Origin of the sequence: Desulfarculus baarsii DSM 2075 (assembly GCF_000143965.1) — a bacterium.
Lineage (GTDB): Bacteria > Desulfobacterota > Desulfarculia > Desulfarculales > Desulfarculaceae > Desulfarculus > Desulfarculus baarsii.
In genome coordinates, this window is record NC_014365.1 from 361,048 (window position 1) to 382,025 (window position 20,978).

Genomic DNA, 20,978 nt, shown 5'->3' on the forward strand with positions numbered 1-20,978 from the left:
CGGCCTTGGCGGCCGCGGCCTGGCCATCAAACCGCTTCCGGCGGGGGGGCCTGGCCCGCCCGCGCCTCGATGTGATTGATCCCGGCCAGCCGCCCGGCGATGGCCGTCAGCTTGTCTTCCAGGCGCGCGCCCTTGGCGGCGTAGACGACGACGTTGCCGAACTCGCTGGCCACGGCCACGTCAAAGACGTCGTCGCGCACCAGTTCGGCCTTGATCTGGCAGGCCAGGGCCAGGTCGTCCATGACGCGCTGGGCCTGGGGCGTGGTTTGCATCTCGGGGGCCTGGGCCGCCTGGACGATCAGGTCGGCGGCGGTTTCCTGGCTCAGGCGGCCGATGTGCAGCACCAGGTCGTAGAGCGCCGCGTCCCAGGGGTCGACGCCGTAGAGGCTCTGGGTCCACTTGCGGCGTTCGGCGTCGTCTTTTTGCAGCAGGGCGCGGGCCTCGGCGGCGCTCAGGTTTTCGCGGGCCATCTCGGCGGCGACGCGGGATTCCATGTCGGCGATGATGCGCACGCGCAGCACGTGGGGCGCGCCGGGCAGCAGCAGGTGGCCGGCCAGGCCGTGGTAGACCAGGTTGTCGGCCTTGGCCTGGCTGGTCAGGGCGCTTTGGATATAGGCCAGATAGCGCTGCTTGCCGTGGGTGAAGCGCTCGAGGATCGAGGGCGCGTCGTGGATGGCCCGCACCAGCTTGACCTCGGGTATGCGAAAGCGGTCCGAGGCCTCCAGGAGCACGTCGCGGCTGGTCAGCCGATAGCCCAGGCGCTGGGCCACGGCTTCGGCCACGGCGCGGCCCATGCTGTAGGAGCCTCGGGATATGGTGATGATGGCCATGGCCAAATCCTCCCTTGCCGATTGGGTTTAGAAGAACAAGTAGAGCATGGCGATCATGACCGCCAAAAAGACCACGCTGATCAACCCGCCGGCCTTCATGAAGTCCACGCTGCGATAGCGGCCCGGGCCCATGTAGAGGGCGTTGACCTGGTGGGTGGGCAAAATGAACGAGTTGCTGGTGGCCAGGCCCACGACCATGGCCGCCATGCGCGGATCGGCCCCGGCGGCCAGGGCCATGTTGACCACCAACGGCACCAACAGCACCGTGGCCCCGACGTTGCTGATGACCAAGGTGAAGGCCGTCGACAACAGGCCGATCACCGCCAAGAGCACGATGGGCGGCACCACGCCGATGGCCCCCAGCACGGCGTGGGCGATCCAGGCCGCCGCGCCGGATTTTTCGGTGGCGATGCCCAGGGGGATCAGGCCGGCCAGCAAAAAGACCGTGCGCCAGTCCACCGAGGCGTAGGCCTCGTCGATGGTCAGAACCTTGGTGAGGATCATGCCCAGGGCCCCGGTCATCAGGCACACCGAAAGCTGGATGTTGAACACCAGGATCATCACCAGGGCCACCGCCAGCCACAGCCCGGCGAAGATGGCCTTTTCGGGCCGTAGTTGCTCGGCGTCGATGGGCGTGGTGAACAGCAGGCCGCCCTCGGCGTGCAGGGTTTGCAACCGCTTCCACGAGCCTTGCAGCAAGATGGCGTCGCCCACGCGCAGGGGAATCTGGCCCAGCTCGGCGCGGTAGGTCTCGCCCTGGCGGTGGACGGCCAAGGGCGTGACGCGGAAGCGGTCGGCCAGGTTGAGTTGGTTGAGCGTCTTGCCGGCCAGGGCCGAGCGCGGGGCCACCACGGCCTCGACCACGCCCGAGGCGTGTTCGGCCAAGGCGTTTTTGAACACATCCAGCTCGGGCCGCAGGGTCATGCCTTCTTCCTCGGCCATGCGCCGCACGTCGCGCTCCTGGCCGTGCACGGCCAGGCAGGCCCGCGAGCGGATCTGCTGGTCGGGCGCGGGGTTCATCACGCGAAAGTCGGGCGGCTCGGTCAGGCCGACCACGTTGACCAGATAGCGCCGGCGCAGGCCGTCGACGGTGACCGGCTCGCGGTAGTGGGTGAAATCATCGGGGGTGATCAGCTCCCAGGGCCCGCCCAGGTCGTCGGTGATCTGGGCGGCGGCCGGCCGCGCGGCCTGGTCGGCGCTGTCGTCGGCCTTGCCGCCGGGCAGAATGAAGCGGCCAAAGAGCACGAAACAGCCGATGCCGCTGGCCACCAGGGCCAGGCCCACGGGCGTGACCTCGAAGAGGCCAAAGGGCCGCAGATTGAAGGGGACGATCAAGTCGTTGAGCAAAATCAGCGGGCTGGAGCCGACCAGGGTGATCGTGCCGCCCAGGATGGCCGAAAAGCCGATGGGCATGAGTAGCTTGCTGATGGGAATCTTGAGGTTTTTGCTGATGCGCTGCACCGCCGGCAGGAACAGGGCCGCCGCGCCGATGTTCTGCATGAAGCTGGAGATGCCGGCCACGGTCAGCGAGATGAAGATGATGATGCGCGACTGGCTCTTGCCGGCCAGGCGCACGATGGGCCCCACCAGGCGGTTGATCACGCCGGTGCGGTCGAGCCCCGCGCCGATGATGATCACCGCGATGATCGAGACCACCGCGTTGCTGGACAGGCCCGAAAAGGCCTCCTTGGGCGTGACCAGGCCCAGCAGCGGCAGGACGACCATCATGATGATGGCCACCACGTCCACCCGCACCCACTCCACCACGAACAAAAACACCGCCACGGCGATCATCGCCATGACCATAATCATTTCTGGCGTCAGTTGCGGCATGTGTTTCACCTAACGTTTCGCGTGAGTTGAGATCAGCTTCCGCGGCCTTCCGAGCCGTCGTCGCGGCTGGCCACCGTCCACAGCGGGCATTCCAGCAGGCCGGCGGTTTTTTCCAGCCAATGGCCGTGCCGCCCGCCGGCCAGCTCGTGGCCGCTGCCCCAGATCAGGGCCTGGAACGGCGGGCGCTGGGCCAGGAAACGCAGCAGCTCGCGCCTGGGTTGGCCCAGGCGTAGCGTCGCCTCGGCGGCCACGCCTCGCTCCACGAAGCGGCTGGCCAGCCGGTCCAGGGCCTGGACGGCGCGGCGCTCCAGCTCCGGTTGGCGGTTCGCGGCCGGGGGCGGCTCGACGACCATCAGCAGCTTGGCCTCGGCCGCCAGGCGCTGGGCCAGTTCGGCGGCGAAATCCAGCGCCTGGGCGCAGACGATTTCGTTTTCCATGACCACCAGGATTGCTCGGGGCATCGCGCCACCACCTCCGTTTGCCGACCATACAACGGGCAAGGGCCGTGCCAACGGTGGGTTTGGCGATTTATCAGACGGGAATTATTGGTTATTTGACGATGACGCCGCCGTGTTGGCGCGCGGCCGCCGAGTTGCCGATTGCAACGGTTTTCGCAAGCATCCGCCGGCCGAGGGGCCAAAAGCCCGCGCTGGCGCGGCCGGGGAACAAAACGTTGCGCCAGGGAAACGCGGCGTTTGATCCGCGCAACGGATCAGGCCAGGCCGTGCTTTTTCATCTTGCGCCACAGGCTGACCCGGTCGATGCCCAAGAGGGCCGCGGCCTTGGCCCGCATGCCGCCGGTCTGGCGCAGGGCCTGTTCGATGTGGGCGCGCTCTTGCTCCTCCAGGGTGGCCACCGGCCCGCCTTGGCGTTGCAGGCTGGACAGGCGCACGGCGGCCAGATCGGGCGGCAGGTCGCGGGGCAGGATCAGCCGGCCCTGGCACAGGGCCATGGCCCGCTCGACGATGTTGCGCAGCTCGCGCACGTTGCCGGGGAAGGCGTAGGCCCGCAACAGCTCCAGGGCCGCCGGGTCGAAGCCGTCGACGGATTTTTCCATGCGGCGGCCGAATTCTTCCAGAAAATGCTGGGCCAGCAGGGGGATGTCCGAGCGGCGTTGGGCCAGGGGCGGCATGGTCAGCTCGACGACGCTCAGCCGATAAAAGAGATCTTGCCGAAACGCGCCCAGGCGGGCCTCCAGGGCCAGGTCGCGGGCCGTGGCCGCCAGCACCCGCAGGTCGACCGACAAGGGCGCGCGGCCGCCCACGCGCATGAACTGGCGCTCCTGCAGGGCGCGCAGCAGCTTGACCTGCATGGCCGGCGGCGTCTCGCCGATCTCGTCGAAAAAGATCGTGCCGCCGTGGGCGGCCTCCAGCAGGCCGATCTTGGTTTGCTCGGCCCCGGTGAAGGCGCCTTTTTCGTGGCCGAACAGCTCGCTTTCCAACAAGCTGGGGCTGATGGCCGCGCAGTTGACCGCCACCAACGGCCCCTTGGCCCGGCGGCTCTGGGCGTGGATGGCCTTGGCCGCCAGTTCCTTGCCCGTGCCCGATTGGCCCTGGATCAACACCGTGCAGTCGGTGGGGGCGATCTGGGCGATCAGCTCGGCCAGGCGGCGCATGGGCGGGCTCTGGCCGACGATGGCCGGGCCGGCGGCGGCTTCGCGGGCCAGGGCCTGGTCGCGCAGGCGCTTGCGGCCCAGGGCCTCTTGCACCTTGTCGCGCATTTGCTGGGGCGTGACGGGTTTGGCCAAAAAGTGGCAAGCGCCCTTTTGGGCGGCCTCCACCGCGCCGTCCAGGCTGGCGAAACCACTGACGATGATCACCTCGACCTGGGGGGCCAGGCCCTTGGCCCGGTCCAGCAGCTCCATGCCGTCCATGAGCGGCATCTTCAGGTCGCTGACCAGCACGTCGATGGGAAGCTCGGCCAGGGCCTCTAGGGCGCGGGCGGGGTTTTGGCAGGTGTGGACGCGGTGGCCCTGCTTTTCCAGGATGCGGCGCAGGGCCTTGAGGGCGGTGGCCTCGTCGTCGACGAGCAAAATATGGCCGGTGATCTGGGCGGTCATGGTTTCTCCGGCGCGTTTGGCGGGGCTGGGTCGCTTTTGGGCGCGGCTTGGCCGGGGAGCCTTTCCCGCGGCCCCCGGCCAACGGCGCGAACCCGCGCCGGATGCGTCAAGCCTTGGCCGCGCCTACTCGGCGGGCTCCAGCTCGCTCAGCCGGCGCTGGATGGCGTCCAGGTCGCCGCGCAAGAAATCGGCCCTGGCCTTCAAGGCCCGTGCTTCGTCCTGGGCGGCCGGCGCGGTGTAAAAGCCACGGCCTCCACCGCCGCCCCAGCCGCCCCGGCCGCCGGCGCAACGATAGCCCCGGCCGCGACCCGGCCGGCCCAAGGCCGCCCCGCCGCCGCAGCGGCCAAAACCGCCACCCGTCAGCGGCCCAGCGCCCATCGGTCCCGTTCCATCGAATCCTGGCATGATTATACCTCCTTTTGTCGAGAAAAATCCCGGCGCCCGGCCCCCGGCCCTAACGGCCCTGGCCCGCGCCGCCCTGGCCTTGCCGCCGCGACTTGCCGCCCCGGCCCCGGCCTTGTCCTTGCCCGCGACCCTGACCGCGACCCTGGCCGCCGCCGATTTGGCCGGGCTGGCCGTCCTTGGTCTGGTTTTGTCCGCAAGGGCCAAAGCCCTTGCCCGTGGGCCCCTGTCCGGCGGGCCCGGTTCCGTCCCTGTAAGGCATGTCAATCCTCCTTGTCGGTTGGTGTTTGATCCGGCGGCGCGTCGTCGGCCCAGCCCCGCCGCCGGCCCAGGCCTCGGCCCCGCCCGCCGCCCCGCCCGCCGCCCCACGGACGCTCCTGAGCCCCTGGCGCGGCCGCCTCGGCCAGGCGGTAGGCCCCACCCTCGATGCGGATGGCCCAGCCATTGCTGAGCGCCCGAGCCACCACCGCCCTGGCCTCGGCCAGAATGCGGCAGAATGTGGCCGGCGAAACATCCATGGCCCGGGCCGCGCTGGCCTGGTCTTGGCCCTCGGCGTCGGCCAGGCGCAAGGCCTCCAGGCCCTCCACGCTGAGGGTGGCGCTTTGCAGGGCGCCCAGCGGCGCGCCCTGTGGCTTGTAGAAGGTGGCCACGGGATGCTGGGCGATGGTGCGATATTTTCTGGGCCTGGGCGACATTTGACGCTCCGTGTTATGAAATATATTTCATATATAAGCCCGGCGCGGGGCCGCGTCAAGGGGTGTTTATGAAATATATTTCGTTTGTGAGGGGTGCGGCCGGCGGCAGGAAAAGCGCGGGCCGCCGGCGAGGGCGGCCCGGCGGGGGAGCTGGCCGTGGCTCAGTCGGTCTTGCGGCGGATTTCGCTGATGACGTTGCGGTTGAGGATGACGGTGTGGCCTTCGGGGTCGGTGAAGGTGTAGGTCTTGGTGTCGTCGTCGAAGTCCAGGTCGCCCACGGCGACGTATTGCTTGCCGCTGGTGGTGGTGATGGTGTGCATGGGCGTGGCGCAGCCGGCCAGGAGGGCCAGGCCCAGGCAGATGGCCGCGATGGTGAGTTTGCTGTGCATGGGGCGCTCCTTGGTCTGGTCGATGGGGCGGTCGCCCAGGTCGGCGCGGCCCGGGCGTTGGGTCTAATTTTGCCCCAAAAAGCCTCCGCGCGCGAGTGCAATCAGCTTTCGCGCCGCAGGCTCTCGGTCGGCACGACCATCAGCGTGACCATGGCCTTGGCCGCCAGCTTGCGGTCGCCGTCGGCGTTCACGGCCCAGACGGCGCTTTCGGCCGGCAGGATCGTGCGCCCCCGGCTGATGACCTGGGCCTGACAGTAAAGGGCCGCGCCGGCGGCCGGTTTGAGGAAGTTTATCTTGAACTCCACGGTGAGGATGCGGCTCTCCGGTCCGACCAGGGTGTAGGCGGCGTAACCGGCGGTGTGGTCGGCCAGGGTGGCCACGACCCCGGCGTGGGCCAGGCCGTCTTGCTGCAACAAGGCCGGGGTGAGGGCCACGGTGGAGGCAAAATGGCCCTCGGCGGCGTCGAGGGCTTCAAAGCCCAAATGGGCGGTGAAGGCCTGGCGAAAATCGTTCATCAGAAAAGCGCGGCGCGCCTGATCCATGGTTGCGATCCCTCCTTTGCCGACGCGGGCCTTGCCAAAGGCGGCCATCGCGCGTAACATGGCATAGCTGTTGTCTTTTTCGCATCGGGCGAGACCTTTGCCGCACCGGCAAAGGCAACGGCTTGATTTGGCCGCCGTTTTTGGGCGGCCCCTGGCCCAGAGGGCGCGACGTGACCACCGCCGACACCGAAAAAAGACACAAGGAACTGGCCCGCCGCAAGCGCGAGCGCATCATCATCGTGGTGCTGTTGCTGCTGGTGGCCTGCCTGACCTACGTCGAAACCCGCGTGGTCGTCATGCCCGACGACCTGCCCATGGGCTCGTCGATCATGGTCTTCGCCCTGATCAACATCAACGCCCTGCTGCTGCTGCTGGTCATCTTCCTGTTTTTTCGCAACATGGTCAAGCTGTTGGTCGAACGGCGGCGCGGGGTTCTGGGCGCGCGGCTGCGCACCAAGCTGGTGGTGGCCTTCGTGCTGCTGTCGCTGGCCCCCACGGCGGTGGTGTTTTTCGCGGCGTTTCAGTTCGTGGGCACGTCCATGGAGTTCTGGTTTTCCGACCAGGTGGAGCAGTCGCTATTTGAGGCCATGGAGGTCACCGAGGGCTACAACCAGCAGTTGGCCAGCAACGCCGCCCACTTCGCCGAGATCATGGCCCGCGAGATCCCCCGCGACGGCGTCAACCTGGTCGAGCCCAACGCGCGCCTGGCCAAGTTCATCGGCGACCGCCAGGAGCTCTACGGCCTGGCCGCCGTGCGCGTGTTTCGCCCCGGTCCGCGCGAGCTGGCCTACGCCACCCAGAGCGGCGCGCACATCAGCCACTTCCAGGCCTTTCCCTTGGAATTGGTCAGCCGTTGCGTGGCTGGCGGCGAACCCCTGACCCATCTCCAGGCCGCGCCCACCGGCGATTTCGCCGCCGCCGCCTGGCCCATCCGCCGCGCCGACAAAGTGGCCGGGGTCATCGTGGTCTTTCGCCTGCTGCCGCCGGGGGCCTTGGCCCGCATCGACGAGGTGCGCAAGGGCTTGGAGGACTACCGCCAGCTCAAAGCCGTCAAAAATCCCATCCGCACCAACTTGTACATCACCCTGTCCATCGTCACCCTTTTGATCATCTTCGCCGCCACCTGGTTCGGCTTCCAACTGGCCGCCACCATCACCGTGCCCCTGGGCCAGGTGGCCCAAGGCACCCAGCGCGTGGCCGGCGGCGACTACGACTTTTCCATCGACGCCGAGGGCCCCGACGAGATCGGCACGTTGGTCAACGCCTTCAACCGCATGACCGCCGACCTCAAGACCTCCAAGGCCCGCCTGGACGAGGCCCAGGAAGAGATGCGCCGCACCAACCGCGAGCTGGATCAGCGCCGCCGCTACATGGAGATCATTTTGCGCAACGTCGCCGCCGGCGTCATCGCCATCGACGCCCACGGCGAAGTCACCACCTTCAACCCCTCGGCCGAACGGCTCCTGGGGGCCCAGGCCGAGGAAGTGCTGGGCCGCCACTGGCGTCAGGTCATGGATGGCCGCCTGGTCGAGATGCTGGGCCGCATGCAGCAAGGCCTGCTGCCCGGCGCGCGCGGCGCGGTCGACCAGCAAGTGCGCGTCAACGTCATGGGCGAGGCCCTGACCTTCATGGTCCACCTCAGCCAACTGCGCGACGATCAGGGCCGCGACCTGGGCGTGGTCGTGGTCTTCGAAGACCTCACCGAGCTGGAAAAGGCCCAGCGCATGGCCGCCTGGCGCGAGGTGGCCCGGCGCATCGCCCACGAGGTCAAAAACCCCCTGACGCCCATCAAGCTCTCGGCCCAGCGCCTGGTGCGCCGCTACCAGGGCCGCCAGGAAGAAGGCGACACCGTCTTCGACGAATGCACCCGCACCATCATCCACCAGGTCGAGGAGCTGCGCCGCCTGGTCAGCGAGTTTTCCACCTTCGCCCGCCTGCCCTCGGCCAAGCCGGCCCCCGCCGATCTGCGGGCCATCGCCGAGGAGGCCCTGTCCCTTTTTCGCGGCGGCCGCGCCGACATCGGCTTCGAACTGGAATGCGAGGGCGATATACCCGTCTTCGAACTGGACAAGGAACAGATCAGCCGCGCCCTGATCAACCTGCTCGACAACGCCGTGGCCGCCCTCGACAACTCCGATGGCCCCAAGCAGGTCGTCGTGCGCCTGTCCTACGACGATATCCTCAAATACGTCCGCCTGGAGGTGGAGGACACCGGCTGCGGCGTCGCCCCCGAGGACAAGATCCGCCTCTTCGAACCATATTTCAGCACCAAGCGCGGCGGCACCGGCCTGGGCCTGAGCATCGTCAGCGCCATCACCGCCGATCACGGCGGCTATATCCGCGTGCAAGACAACCAACCCCAGGGCGCGCGGATCATCATCGAGCTGCCGGCCAGGGGCATGCGCCCGGCCAAAGCGGAGCAGGCATGAGCAACCACATCCTCATCGTCGACGACGAAAAAGCCATCTGCCAGTCGCTGCAAGGCATCTTCGGCGACGAAGGCTATCGGTCCGCTAGCGCCCACAGTGGCGAGGCCGCCCTCGCCGCCGCCGCCGACGACCCGCCCGACGTGGTCTTCCTCGATATCTGGCTGCCGGGCATGGACGGCCTGGAGACCCTGCGCCGCCTCAAGCAAAACCATCCGGCCCTGCCCGTGATCATGATCAGCGGCCACGCCACCATCGAAACCGCCGTGCGCGCCACCCGCCTGGGCGCTTTCGACTTCATCGAAAAACCCCTGGATATGGACAAGATCCTCCTGGCCACCCGCAACGCCATCGAGTTCGGCCGCATGGCCGCCGAAAACAGGCTGCTGCGCGACAAGGCCCGGGGCCCCGAAATAACCGGCCAAAGCCCGGCCATCGCCCAGATCAAGGCCGCCATCGAAAAAGTCGGCCCCACCGAAAGCTGGGTGCTCATCACCGGCGAAAACGGCACCGGCAAGGAACTGGTGGCCGGGGCCATCCACCGGCTCAGCGCCAGGGCCGAGGGCCCCTTTGTCGACGTCAACTGCGCGGCCATACCCGAGGAGCTCATCGAAAGCGAACTCTTCGGCCACGAAAAGGGCGCCTTCACCGGCGCGGTGGCCGCCAAGCGCGGCAAGTTCGACCTGGCACACCGGGGCTCGTTGTTTCTGGACGAGATCGCCGACATGAGCCTGAAAACCCAGGCCAAAATTCTGCGCATACTCCAGGAGCAGCGCTTCGAACGCGTGGGCGGGGTGCGCACCAACGTCGTCGACGTGCGCGTGCTGGCCGCCACCAACAAAGACCTGACCGCCGAAATCGCCGCCGGCCGCTTCCGCGAAGACCTCTACTACCGCCTCAACGTCATCCCCATCCACGTGCCGCCCCTGCGCCAGCGCCCCGAGGATATCCCCCTGCTGGCCGAGGTCTTCCTGCGCCAGGCCGCCGCCCGCCTGCACTGCGAACCAAAACCCGTCGACCCCAGGGCCATGGAGATCCTCCAACGTCAACCCTGGCCCGGCAACGTCCGCGAACTGAAAAACCTCGTCGAACGCCTGATGATCCTCAGCTCCGGCCCCAATATCACGCCCGAGGATCTGCCCGCCGAAATGACCGGCCAGCAAGCGGCCCCGCTGGGCTTGCCCGCCGAAATCTTCGCCGCCGATTACAAAGACGCCCGCCAGGCCTTCGAACGCCTCTACCTGGAACACAAACTCGAACAATTCAACGGCAACATCTCTCAAACCGCCGAGGCCGTCGGACTGGAACGCTCGCACCTGCACAAAAAACTCAAAGCCCTGGGCCTGCGCGCCGGAAAGGCCGACGAATGACCGGACGCCGCGCCACGCTCGCCGCCCTGCTGGCCCTGCTGCCCCTTTGCCTGGCCGCCCCCGCCACGGCTGGCCAGACGCAAACCCGCGCACTGGGCCCGGCCAGACCACTGCAAGCCGCCCAAAAACTGGCCGTCAACCTGCAAGACGGCCCGGCCTTCGTCGTCCAAACCAGCCAGGCCGACGGCGAAGCCCAACTGGCCCAACTGGCCGCCAGCGCCGGCCTCGAGGAAGGCTGGGCCTTCATCCCCGCCGAAAACCTCTGGATCGAAATCGGCGGCCAAGCCGGCAAAACCGGCCGCCGCACCTACCACCTGCTCGACGACACCGTATATCACCTCATGATGCAATACGACCACTTGGTCATCTATCACATCCACCCCAAAAACTCCTTTGCCGGCGAAACCGACGGCCCATTCCACAAACTTCAGTGGACCGTGGCCGAAGCCCTGCCCAGCTACGCCGACATGGCCGTGATGATCGACCTCTCCGGCTTTTTCCGCCAACACCACCAGGCCGGCCGCCTGCAATGGGCCATCGTCTCGCGCCACGGCGTCACAACCTACGGCCTGAGCCAACGCGCCGCCGAAAACGCCGAAACCGTGCGCCTGAAACAGTTCGCCTATCGCCCGCTGGATAAAGACGACGACGCCGAAATGCTGCAAAAAAACGGCGCGCTGTTGCGCCCCGAAGAAGGCGGCCCGGCCGTGGACGCCATCATCGAACAATGCGCGCGGAGGTTGTGCTCGGATCAGGTTTGGGTTTCGTTTCGCAAGGTTGGGGTGGAAGTTGGTGGTGGTGGTGAGGAAAATTAGATAATATTTTGTAATTATTGGTTTTTGTTTGATGGCGGCGAGGTTGGCGGCAGGCAGGAAGGCGAAGGACAAGAGCAAGACAAGATTTAAGATAAGAGTGAGAATGAAGAGAAGAAAGAGAAGAGAAGAGAGAGAGAAGAGAAGCAAAAGCCATTGCGGGGCGGGGAGGGGGCTCTTTACGCTAAACCGCCCCCTCGCCCGCCCCGCGCCCCACCCCACCCCCGCAAAGCAAGGTGGCCGACTTTTAGTTTCGTGTTTGTAGGGATGACGACCATAGAGCTGGTCTTTGGCATAGCCGCGCCGCGAAGATTGTTGCCGGTTGCCAGTGACGTTACTGGAAGCTGACGCGCGGGGCGCGCGCCAGCTACGGCCAAGGTTGGTTGCGCCCGGAAAAAGAAAAGATTCAAGAAAGAAGAAAGAAGAACAATACGCTTCGCTGTCGCGGCTGCTTTGATAGCAGCCTCACACCGGGAGCTACGGACGGTAGGTGTTAAGCTGGCCTGGTCGACCCGCTCTGCCAGGCCGGGCGCCGGCCCACGGGAGCTACGGTCAAGGTTGGTTGCCCCCGGAAAAAGAAAAGAGTTAAGAGGGAAAGGTGCTTTTGTTTATGCCATGAAATTGCGAAGCAATTTCATGGCATGCAAAGCAACAAGGCTACCCGCGAAGCCGCCATGAAAATGAAAACGACGCGCATCGATTGCGACGCAATCGATGCGGGGCTTTTCTTTTTGGAGGGGGGTGCGGGGGGAACCTTTTTCTTTTGGCACAAAAGAAAAAGGTTCCCCCCGCGTCTTCCCCGCCGCCGAGGGAGGAATGGTGTTGAGCTATTATCCGGTATTGTTGGATGTGCGGGGGCGGGAGGTGTTGGTGATTGGCGGTGGTCCGGTGGCGGCGCGCAAGGTTGGTGGTTTGTTGGCGGCGGGGGCGGTGGTGCGGCTGGTTGCGCCGGAGCTGTGCGCGGCGGCGGTGGAGTTGGCGCTGGGGCCTGGGGTGGGATATCATGCTCGTGGGTTTGAGGCGAGCGATCTGGACGGTGTGGTGTTGGTTTTTTGTGCGTCTGGCGATAGCGCGGTGAATGCGCGGGCGGCGGAGTTGGCGCGGTCGCGGGGGATATTCGTGAACGTGGTTGACGCGCCGGAGGCTGGCGACATGATTGTGCCGGCGCATTTTCGGCGTGGCGAATTGTTGGTGGCGGTGGCCACGGGCGGGGCTTCGCCGGCGTTGTCGCGGCGGTTGCGGCAGCGTTTGGAGGTTGAGTTTGGCCCGGAGTGGGGTCCGTTGTTGCGACTTTTGGCGGCGGCGCGTCGGGCGGTGTTGGCTGGCGGCGGCGATGGGGCCGATCATCGCCGGGTGTTTTACGAGCTGGTGGATTCGCGGCTGGCGGAGTTTTTGCGGGCTGGCGACTGGGCCGGGGTGGACGGGCTTTTGCGGGAGGCGTTGGGCCTGGGGCTGGCGGATTTGGGCCTTGGGCCGGATGATTTGCAACCGCGACCGGAGGATGGGCGGCCATGAACGATTTTTTGCATTGGGCCACGGTGGCGGCGTATTTGGCTGGGACGGCGTTGTATTTGGCGTTCGTGGCGGCGCAGCGCGATGGTTTGCGTCGTGTGGGCGGGGCGGTTTTATGGCTGGGTCTGGGGTTGCACACGGCGGGGCTGGCCACGGCGTGGTGGGAGCTGGGGGTCGTGCCGGCGTTGAACCTGGGCCAGAGTCTGGCGCTGTTGTCGTGGGCGCTGATGGCGGCGACGTTGGTGGCCAATCTGCGTTTGGAGATCATGGTGATGGGTGCGTTGAGCGGGCCCATCTGCACGATGCTGTTGTTGGCGGGCAACTGGCTGCCCGCGCCGGTGGGCCAGCCGGGGCCGGTGTTCAAGAGCGTTTGGTTGGGGGTGCATGTTTTCGGCTTGCTGGGTGGCTATGGCCTGTTGTTGTTGGCCTGCCTGGCGGGGCTTTTGTACATGCGGCAGGAGCGGGCGCTACGCAGCAAGCGTTTGGGGCCGCTTTTCCAGCGTTTGCCGTCGCTTTCGCGGCTGGACCAGTTTGGCCATTGGACGATGGTTTCGGGTTTTACGTTGATGACGGTTGGCCTGGTGGGCGGGGCGATTTTCGCGCACGGGGTGATGGGTTCGTTTTTGCGGGGCACGCCCAAGGAGGTTTGCGCGCTGGTGACGTGGTTGGCCTACGCGGCGGTGATTCACACGCGGCTGGTGCAGGGCTGGCGTGGCCGGCGGGGGGCCTGGCTGATGGTGGCGGCCTTTGGGCTAGTGCTGTTCACGTTCGTGGGGGCCGGCCTTTTATTCAATGATTATCACTCGTTCGAGTCTATCATCAAATTCACGGGGGCCGTTTCGTGAACCTTTTGCTGGTTGGCGTCAATCACAAGACCGCGCCGGTGGAGCTGCGTGAGTGCCTGGCTCCGGCCGCCGATGGCGCGGAGCGGATTCTGCGGCGCGTGTTGGATATCGGCGAGGTGGACGAGGCCTTTTTGGTCTCGACCTGCAATCGCGTGGAGCTATTGACCGCCGGCGACGGGCCCCAGCCGGCCGAGGCGGTCAAGGCGGCCCTGACCGACGGCCGCCGGGCCGAGGCCCAAAGGCTGGAGCGGGCCTTTTACGTCCACCACGACGACGAGGCCGTGCGGCACTTGTTCCGCGTGGCCAGCAGCCTGGACTCGCTGGTGGTGGGCGAGCCGCAGATTTTGGGCCAGATCAAGGAATCGTTTCGCCTGGCCTGTGAAAGCGGGGCCTGTCGGGCGGTGCTCAACCGGCTTTTGCACACCACCTTTCGCGTGGCCAAGCGGGTGCGCAGCGAGACCAACATCGGCGGCGCGGCGGTGAGCGTGCCTTTCGCGGCGGTGCAGTTGGCCAAAAAGATCTTCGACGACCTGGCCGGCTTGCGGGCGCTGTTGGTGGGGGCGGGCGAGATGGCCGAGCTGGCGGCCGAGCACCTGCTGGCCGGCGGCGTGGCCGAGCTGACCGTGGCCAACCGCACCTACGAGCGGGCCCTGGCCCTGGCCGGCCGTTTGCGGGGCCGGGCCTGCGCCATGGACGAGCTGGCCCAGGCCCTGAGCCAGAGCGACATCGTCGTCACCTCCACCGGCGCGGTGGAGCCGGTGATCAGCCAGGCCATGGCCAAGGCGGCGCTGAAGAAACGCCGACATCGGCCGGTGTTTTTCATCGACATTGCCGTGCCGCGGGACGTGGACCCCAAGGTGGCGGAGCTTGAGGGCTGTTTTGTCTACGATATCGACGACCTGACCCAAGTCGTCGAGCAAAACCGCGCCAGCCGGCAAGAAGAGGCCGCCCAGGCCGAATTGATCGTGGCCGAGGAGGTGGGCAAGTTCCGCGAGTGGCTCGACGCCCTGGCCGTGGTGCCGACCATCGCCGCGCTCTCGGCCAAGGCCGAGGCCATCCGCCGGGCCGAGGTGGAGTTCACCCTGCGCGGCGGGGCGATCCAGGGCGAGGAGCAGGCCGAGGCCATCGATCGCCTGACCCGCTCGCTGGTCAAGAAGCTCCTGCACGATCCGATCCTGTTTTTGAAAGAACAGGGCCACGCCTCGGCCGAGACCAGGCGCGATCAACTGGCCCTGGTCAAGCGGCTGTTCGGGCTGGGCCCGGAGGAGGGGTGAAAGCCGTGTTGTTCAGTGTTTGTCTGGCCTGTCGATGTTGATGATCTGGCGATAGACCGCGTAGCCGCCCGCGCCGATGCCCAGCAGCACCATCAGCGCCAGGACCAGTCCCTTGGCCCCCAGCCAGTCGTCGAGCCGGCGGCCGACAAAGAAAAACAACAGCACCGAGCCGGCGAAGGTCATGGCCACCCGCATGGGAAAGGCCATGTAGATCAGCATGTCGCGGAGGTTGGAGCGTTTCATGTTCGCCTCGGCGGGGCCTGCGCGGCCAGGCCCGGCCAAACGGTGTTTAGCGCCGCTGGGCCGGCCTTGAAGGCTTGAGCGAGGCCCGGATGTTGTGGTAACCTCTAGCCAATGAGCCCGGCCGGGCGTTTGGCTGGTTTGACCGCGCGCCGAGGCCGACCGTCAGGCAATCAATGGCCGCGCGCGCTTGCCGCGGCCCGGTTTTGGAGCAAGCCCATGTCCGAAAAGAGAGTAGCTCGGGTCACCGACATCATCGCCGCCTCGCCCATCAGCTTCGACGACGCCATCAAGGTCGGCTTCGAGCGCGCCGCCCGCACCCTCAGGGACATCACCGGCATGAAGGTTCTGGAGCAACGGGTGGCCGTCGAGGACAACCAGATCCAGGAATACCGCGTGCGCCTGGAAGTTATTTTTCTCCTCGAATCCTAGGTTGTCCAGTCGATAATCCGCGCTGGGCGCGAGGGCGTCGCCCGCGAAGGCGAGCGCCGCGCGCTTGGCGCGCTTTTTTGTGGATGCGGCGGTGAGCAAGGCCCCCTACGATCAGCTTTTCATCTACGAAGTGGCCGGCGACGCCCGGCCGGCCATCGGCGCGCCGCCGGCCGGTTATCTGGGCCTGTGGCTGGAGGCCGACAGCAGCTTCGTCTTTTTCGACCGCCCGGCCGACGAGGCCATGGCGCGCATCCTGACCGCCGGGCCGGGGCTAAAGTTGCTGGACCGCCACCAACTCAGCTACGAGCAATGGCAGGGCGGCCAGGCCCTCACGCCCATCGTGGTGGACGATCTGCACATCGTGCCGGCCTGGCTGGATTACGATCCGCCGGCCGGGGCCAGGCTGGTGCGCTTGGACCCGGGCCTGGTCTTTGGCTCGGGCCTGCACCCCACCACCGCCCATTGCCTGGAGCTGTTGCATCTGCGCCGCCAGCGCGGGCCGCTGGGCCGGGTGCTGGATCTGGGCTGCGGCACGGGCATCCTGGGCCTGGCCGCGGCGGCCTGGGGCGCCCAAGGCGTCACGGCGGTGGACTTGAACCCCCTGTGCGTCGAGACCACCCAGGCCAACGCCCGCCGCAACGGCTTGGCCCTGACGGCCGTGGAGGGTCCGGCCCAGGATTTCATCCATCTGCCGGCCCAGGTGGTGCTGAGCAACCTGCACTGGCAGGTGCAAGAGCTGATTTTGGCCGACGAGGCCAAGCTGGCCCACGGCCCCGAGCTGATTTTATCGGGGATCATGCGCGGTTTCGCGGGGCCGCTGGAGGATCGCCTGGGCCGGCTGGGCTACCGCGTCTTGCAACGCCGCGAGGCCGATTTCACCTGGTTCACTTTCTGGGCGGCGCGCTGAGGGCGCTTTTTTTGCGCGGCGGTTCATTTTGCCCGGCCGGCGCTGTTGACAGGCCGGCCGGGCCGTGTTAATCCAGCCTGTAATCATCACACGCACCCGGAGGCACCGGCGATGGCGCGAAAACAGCCGTCCATGCAACAACCAGGGCGAGGTTCCAGGCAACCTCGACACGACAACTCCCGCCCGTCTTTCGGCTTCTCCGGCCAGCTATCCCCCCGCGTATCCGTATCTCGCATCGTAATTATTCTGCCCCTATAAGGGGCCGAAACCCGTTTCCAACTCTCGTTTTTACAACCAGTTTCGCAAAAAACCAAACCAGCGCCCCTTTTGGCCGCGCGCCCGTTTTTTGGCTCCATCCGTGGGCCGACGCGCGCCGGCGGGGCCGGAGGCCAAGGCGTCATGCGTAGCGACAAAGTCAGACTAGGCGTTCACCGCGCGCCCCAGCGCTCGCTGTTGCGGGCCATGGGCCACGACGACGAAACCATGGTCAAGCCGTTGATCGGCATAGCCAATTCGTACTCTCAGGTCGTGCCCGGCCACATCCACCTCAACGACCTGGCCCTGGCCGTGGCCGAGGGCGTGCGCCAGGCCGGCGGCCAGCCCATGGAGTTCAACACCATGGCCATCTGCGACGGCCTGGTCATGGGCCACGACGGCATGCACGCCTCGTTGCCCAGCCGCGAGATCGTCGCCGACAGCGTCGAGCTGATGGCCCAGGCCCACTGTTTCGACGGCCTGGTGCTTTTGGCCAGTTGCGACAAGATCGTCCCCGGCATGCTCATGGCCGCCGCCCGCCTGGATATCCCGGTGGTGGCGGTCACCGGCGGACCCATGGCCGCCGGCCGCCTCGACGGCAAGCGGGTGGATTTGATCACCGTTTTCGAGGGCGTGGCCAAGGTGGCCAGCGGCCAGATGACGCCGGATGATCTGGCGCGCCTGGAGCGCTTGGCCTGCCCCGGCCCGGGCAGTTGCGCGGGGATGTTCACGGCCAACACCATGGCCTGCATCACCGAGGCCCTGGGCCTGAGCCTGCCCGGCTGCGCCTGCGCCCTGGCCGCCGGCCCGGAAAAGCGGCGCATCGCCCGCGACAGCGGCCTCAAGATCGTCGAGCTGGCGTCCAGGGATCTGCGGCCCTCGGCCATCCTGACCCCGGCCGCCTTTGAAAACGCCTGCCGGGTGGACCTGGCCCTGGGCGGCAGCACCAACACCGCCCTGCATCTGCCGGCCATCGCCCACGCCGCCGGCGTGAGCTTCGGCCTGGCCGACTTCGACCGCCTCGCGCGCCAGACGCCCCACCTGTGCTCGATGAGCCCCGGTGGGCCCATGCACATGGAAAACCTGGGCGCGGCCGGCGGCGTGGGCGGCGTGCTGCGGGCGCTGGCCCCGTTGATCGACGCCTCCTGCCTGGCCGTGGGCGGGAGCATCGCCGACTACATGACCGAGCGCCAGCCCGATCTGGTCGTCGACGGCCAGTTGGTGATCCACCCCCTTAGCGCGCCGGTGCACGACCAGGGCGGCATCGCCGTGCTGCGCGGCAACCTGGCCCCCGATGGCGCGGTGGTCAAGCAGACCGCCGTGGCCCCGGAGATGATGCGCCACCAAGGCCCGGCCCAGGTCTTTGACAGCGAGGACGCCGCCGTGGCGGCCTACGACCAGGGCCGCATCCGGCCCGGCGGCGTGCTGGTGGTGCGCTACGAGGGGCCGGCCGGCGGGCCGGGCATGCGCGAGATGCTGGCCCTGACCGCCCTGATCTCGGGCGGGCCGCTGAGCGGCAAGGTGGCCCTGATCACCGACGGCCGCTTCAGCGGCGGCAGCCGGGGCGCGGCCATCGGCCACGTATCGCCCGAGGCGGCCCAGGGCGGGTTGATCGGCCTGGTGGCCGACGGCGACATGATCGAGATAGACATCCCCGGCCGTCGCCTGGAGCTTGCGGTTGCGGCCGAGGAGTTGGAGCGCCGTCGCCAGGCCTGGCGGCGGCCCGCGGCCAAATTCGCCCGCGGCCCCCTGGCCCGCTACGCCGCCCTGGTGGGCAGCGCGGCCGGCGGCGCGGTGTTGAGGGACGATTTCTCCCAAGGGAGCAGATGAGATGAGCAGCGCGGCAAAAGCGAAAAACAAACCCCAGGCCGGAACCTACAACGGCGCCGACGCCGTGGTCGACGCCCTGCGCGCCCAAGGCGTGGAGCTTATCTTCGGCATGGTCGGCGGGCAGATCATGCCCGTCTACGACGCCTTGCACCGCCACCACTGCTTTGGCCACGTGCTGGTGGGCCACGAGCAGGGCGCGGCCCACATGGCCGAGGGCTACGCCCGGGCCACCGGCAAGCCCGGCGTGATCATGACCACCAGCGGCCCCGGCGCCACCAACCTGGTCACCGGCCTGGCCGACGCCTTCATGGACTCCACCCCGGTGGTGGCCATCACCGGCCAGGTGGCCAGCACCCTGCTGGGCAATGACGCCTTCCAAGAGGCCGACATGCGCGGCATCACCATGCCCATCACCAAGCACAACTATCAGGTGCAAAACGCCGACGATCTGCCCGAGATCTTCGCCGAGGCCTTTTACGTGGCCCTCAGCGGCCGGCCCGGCCCGGTGCTCATCGACCTGCCCCGCGACGTGGCCGTCAGCCCCTGCCAGCCGCGCCAGGCCACGCCCATGCCGCCCACCGGCTACAAGCCGCCGTTCAAGCCCCATCCGTTGCAGGTCGAGCGGGCCTTGTCACTGATGGCCCAGGCCCAGCGGCCGGTGATCATCGCCGGCGGCGGGGTGATCCACGCCGGGGCCCACGAGTCGCTGCGCAAGCTGGCCGAGCTGACTGGTTTTCCGGTGAGCACCACGCTGATGGGCCTGGGCGGCCTGCCGGCCGATCATCCCCTGAGCCTGGGCATGCCCGGCATGCACGGCACCGGCTACGCCAATCTGGCCATTTACAACGCCGATCTGCTGCTGGTGGTCGGTTGCCGGCTCGACGACCGCGTCACCGGCAACGTGGCCAAGTTCTCGCCCGGCTCCAAGGTCATCCACGTCGACGTGGACGCCTCCGAGATCGGCAAGAACCTGGAGTGCCAAGTGCCCATCGTCGGCGACGCCGGCCAGGCCCTGGCCCAACTGCTGGCCGGGGCCCAGGCCTGGCCCGAGCGCCCCGACACCACGGCCTGGCGCAAGCAGATCGACCAGTGGAAAAAGAAATACCCCATGGTCTATCCTAAAAGCGACGACGTCATCGCCCCCCAGTGGGCCATCCAGGAGGTGGGCAAGCTCCTGGCCCCCGAGGACATCGTCGTCACCGGCGTGGGCCAGCACCAGATGTTCGTGGCCCAATATTATCCCTTCCGCCGGCCGCGCACGATGATCAGCAGCGGCGGGCTGGGCACCATGGGCTTTGGCCTGCCGGCGGCCATCGGGGCCCAGATGGGCGCGCCCGAGCGCCAGGTGGTCTGCTTTGACGGCGACGGCTCGTTTTTGATGAACATCCAGGAGCTGGCCACGGCCGTGCGCTATCGGGTGCCATTGGTGGCGGTGGTGCTCAACAACGCCTGGCTGGGCATGGTGGCCCAGTGGCAGCGCATGTTCTACGATCGGCGCATGAGCCAGTCCGAAACCGCCGCGCCGCCCTACGATAAGGTGGCCCAGGCCTTTGGCGCGCTGGGCAAACGGGTCGAGCGGCCCGAGGAGTTCGTGCCGGCCATGCAGTGGGCCCTGCGCGAGGCCAAGGCCCAGAAGCTGCCGGTGGTCTTGGACGTGATGATCGAGCGCGAGGCCAAGGTGCTGCCGATGGTGCCGCCGGGCGGCGCCAACGCCGAGTTCATCCCCTGCCAGAGCGGAGATTGCCAATGAGCGAGGAATATTGCCCCATTTCGGTGCTGGTGCGCAACGAGCCAGGCGTGCTGGCGCGGGTGGCCGGCCTGTTCGCCCGGCGGGGCTTCAACATCAACAGCCTGGCCGTTGGCGAGACCGAAGACCCCCAGGTCAGCCGCATCACGGTGGTGGTCAAGGGCGACCCCCACACCGTCGATCAGGCGGTCAAGCAACTGCGGCGGCTGGTCAGCGTGATCAAGGTGCGCGATCAATCCACAATGCCGCGCGTCGAGCGGGGCCTGGCCCTGATCAAGGTGCGGGCCACGCCGGCCCAGCGCGGCGAGATCATGCAGTTGGCCGGCGTTTTCCGGGCCAACGTCGATCACGTCGACGGCCACTGCATGGTCATCGAGGTCAGCGGCAACCGCAACAAGATCGAGGCGATGATTGACATGCTAAAGCCCTATGGCATCATGGAGCTGGCCCGCACCGGCCAGATCGTCCTGGCCCGCGTGCGCTCCATCCACCAGGGCATGGAAGGGGCCGGCAGCGCCTACGTGCCCGACCCCGACGAAGACCCCCAGGCGACCTACAACGTTTATCAACAAAGTTGA

General features: G+C 67.2%; 21 protein-coding genes. 11 read left to right on the forward strand and 10 right to left on the reverse strand.

The genetic code is table 11. The annotated features are described in order from the left end of the window. Positions 1–26: 26 nt before the first annotated feature. The 9 genes from DEBA_RS01590 to DEBA_RS01630 form a co-directional block, all read right to left on the reverse strand. A complete protein-coding gene (locus DEBA_RS01590) occupies positions 27–830 on the reverse strand; it encodes a cytidylate kinase-like family protein (RefSeq protein WP_013257149.1) in 804 nt (267 codons plus the stop codon). Between the two features lie 27 nt (positions 831–857). Continuing rightward, the gene (locus DEBA_RS01595; protein WP_013257150.1) at positions 858–2,663 is read right to left on the reverse strand and encodes an SLC13 family permease; all 1,806 of its coding nucleotides are present in this window, start codon (positions 2,661–2,663) and stop codon (positions 858–860) included. A 32-nt stretch (positions 2,664–2,695) separates the two neighbouring features. Beyond that, positions 2,696–3,124, reverse strand: coding sequence for a universal stress protein (locus tag DEBA_RS01600; RefSeq protein ID WP_013257151.1), 429 nt, complete (start codon positions 3,122–3,124; stop codon positions 2,696–2,698). A 251-nt stretch (positions 3,125–3,375) separates the two neighbouring features. Continuing rightward, positions 3,376–4,722 carry a sigma-54-dependent transcriptional regulator gene (locus tag DEBA_RS01605; protein WP_013257152.1) on the reverse strand — a complete coding sequence of 449 codons (1,347 nt, stop codon included), beginning with the start codon at positions 4,720–4,722 and terminating at the stop codon, positions 3,376–3,378. Positions 4,723–4,845: 123 nt separating this feature from the next. Beyond that, a complete protein-coding gene (locus DEBA_RS01610) occupies positions 4,846–5,127 on the reverse strand; it encodes a DUF5320 domain-containing protein (RefSeq protein WP_013257153.1) in 282 nt (93 codons plus the stop codon). 49 nt (positions 5,128–5,176) lie between these two features. After that, the gene (locus tag DEBA_RS01615; RefSeq protein WP_013257154.1) at positions 5,177–5,386 is read right to left on the reverse strand and encodes a DUF5320 domain-containing protein; all 210 of its coding nucleotides are present in this window, start codon (positions 5,384–5,386) and stop codon (positions 5,177–5,179) included. 1 nt (position 5,387) lies between these two features. Beyond that, on the reverse strand, positions 5,388–5,819 hold the full coding sequence (locus DEBA_RS01620) for a DUF134 domain-containing protein (RefSeq protein ID WP_013257155.1): 432 nt from the start codon (positions 5,817–5,819) through the stop codon (positions 5,388–5,390). Positions 5,820–5,980: 161 nt separating this feature from the next. Then, on the reverse strand, positions 5,981–6,208 hold the full coding sequence (locus tag DEBA_RS01625) for a YgdI/YgdR family lipoprotein (protein WP_013257156.1): 228 nt from the start codon (positions 6,206–6,208) through the stop codon (positions 5,981–5,983). A 101-nt stretch (positions 6,209–6,309) separates the two neighbouring features. Further along, positions 6,310–6,750, reverse strand: coding sequence for a PaaI family thioesterase (locus DEBA_RS01630; RefSeq protein ID WP_013257157.1), 441 nt, complete (start codon positions 6,748–6,750; stop codon positions 6,310–6,312). Positions 6,751–6,920: 170 nt separating this feature from the next. Between DEBA_RS01630 and DEBA_RS01635 the strand changes: the two genes are divergently transcribed. From DEBA_RS01635 to hemA, 6 genes are all read left to right on the forward strand, one after another. Then, complete coding sequence (locus DEBA_RS01635) at positions 6,921–9,179, forward strand: sensor histidine kinase (protein WP_013257158.1); 2,259 nt, start codon at positions 6,921–6,923, stop codon at positions 9,177–9,179. Continuing rightward, positions 9,176–10,546, forward strand: a complete 1,371-nt coding sequence (locus tag DEBA_RS01640) for a sigma-54-dependent transcriptional regulator (RefSeq protein WP_013257159.1) — start codon at positions 9,176–9,178, stop codon at positions 10,544–10,546. Before DEBA_RS01635 ends, DEBA_RS01640 begins: the two co-directional genes overlap by 4 nt. Next, positions 10,543–11,361: a hypothetical protein gene (locus DEBA_RS01645; protein ID WP_013257160.1), complete on the forward strand. Its 819-nt coding sequence runs from the start codon at positions 10,543–10,545 to the stop codon at positions 11,359–11,361. The genes DEBA_RS01640 and DEBA_RS01645 overlap by 4 nt, the downstream gene beginning before the upstream one ends. A gap of 738 nt (positions 11,362–12,099) precedes the next feature. After that, positions 12,100–12,873, forward strand: a complete 774-nt coding sequence (locus DEBA_RS01650) for a precorrin-2 dehydrogenase/sirohydrochlorin ferrochelatase family protein (RefSeq protein WP_187288577.1) — start codon at positions 12,100–12,102, stop codon at positions 12,871–12,873. Then, complete coding sequence (locus tag DEBA_RS01655) at positions 12,870–13,715, forward strand: cytochrome C assembly family protein (protein WP_013257162.1); 846 nt, start codon at positions 12,870–12,872, stop codon at positions 13,713–13,715. The genes DEBA_RS01650 and DEBA_RS01655 overlap by 4 nt, the downstream gene beginning before the upstream one ends. Next, a complete protein-coding gene (gene hemA, locus DEBA_RS01660; protein WP_013257163.1) occupies positions 13,712–14,989 on the forward strand; it encodes a glutamyl-tRNA reductase in 1,278 nt (425 codons plus the stop codon). The genes DEBA_RS01655 and hemA overlap by 4 nt, the downstream gene beginning before the upstream one ends. Positions 14,990–15,001: 12 nt before the next feature. Here hemA and DEBA_RS01665 read toward each other — a convergent pair whose 3' ends face one another. Next, positions 15,002–15,232 (reverse strand): AtpZ/AtpI family protein, encoded by a 231-nt coding sequence (locus tag DEBA_RS01665; RefSeq protein ID WP_013257164.1) that lies wholly within the window; start codon positions 15,230–15,232, stop codon positions 15,002–15,004. Between the two features lie 216 nt (positions 15,233–15,448). Between DEBA_RS01665 and DEBA_RS01670 the strand changes: the two genes are divergently transcribed. From DEBA_RS01670 to ilvN, 5 genes are all read left to right on the forward strand, one after another. Then, positions 15,449–15,661 (forward strand): dodecin family protein, encoded by a 213-nt coding sequence (locus DEBA_RS01670; RefSeq protein WP_013257165.1) that lies wholly within the window; start codon positions 15,449–15,451, stop codon positions 15,659–15,661. 91 nt (positions 15,662–15,752) lie between these two features. Next, positions 15,753–16,568, forward strand: a complete 816-nt coding sequence (locus DEBA_RS16655) for a 50S ribosomal protein L11 methyltransferase (RefSeq protein WP_050762192.1) — start codon at positions 15,753–15,755, stop codon at positions 16,566–16,568. A 399-nt stretch (positions 16,569–16,967) separates the two neighbouring features. Beyond that, entirely contained in the window at positions 16,968–18,653 is a 1,686-nt protein-coding gene (gene ilvD, locus DEBA_RS01680) for a dihydroxy-acid dehydratase (protein ID WP_013257167.1), read from the forward strand. Position 18,654: 1 nt separating this feature from the next. Next, positions 18,655–20,403 carry a biosynthetic-type acetolactate synthase large subunit gene (gene ilvB / locus DEBA_RS01685; protein WP_013257168.1) on the forward strand — a complete coding sequence of 583 codons (1,749 nt, stop codon included), beginning with the start codon at positions 18,655–18,657 and terminating at the stop codon, positions 20,401–20,403. Beyond that, the gene (ilvN, locus tag DEBA_RS01690; protein ID WP_013257169.1) at positions 20,400–20,978 is read left to right on the forward strand and encodes an acetolactate synthase small subunit; all 579 of its coding nucleotides are present in this window, start codon (positions 20,400–20,402) and stop codon (positions 20,976–20,978) included. Before ilvB ends, ilvN begins: the two co-directional genes overlap by 4 nt.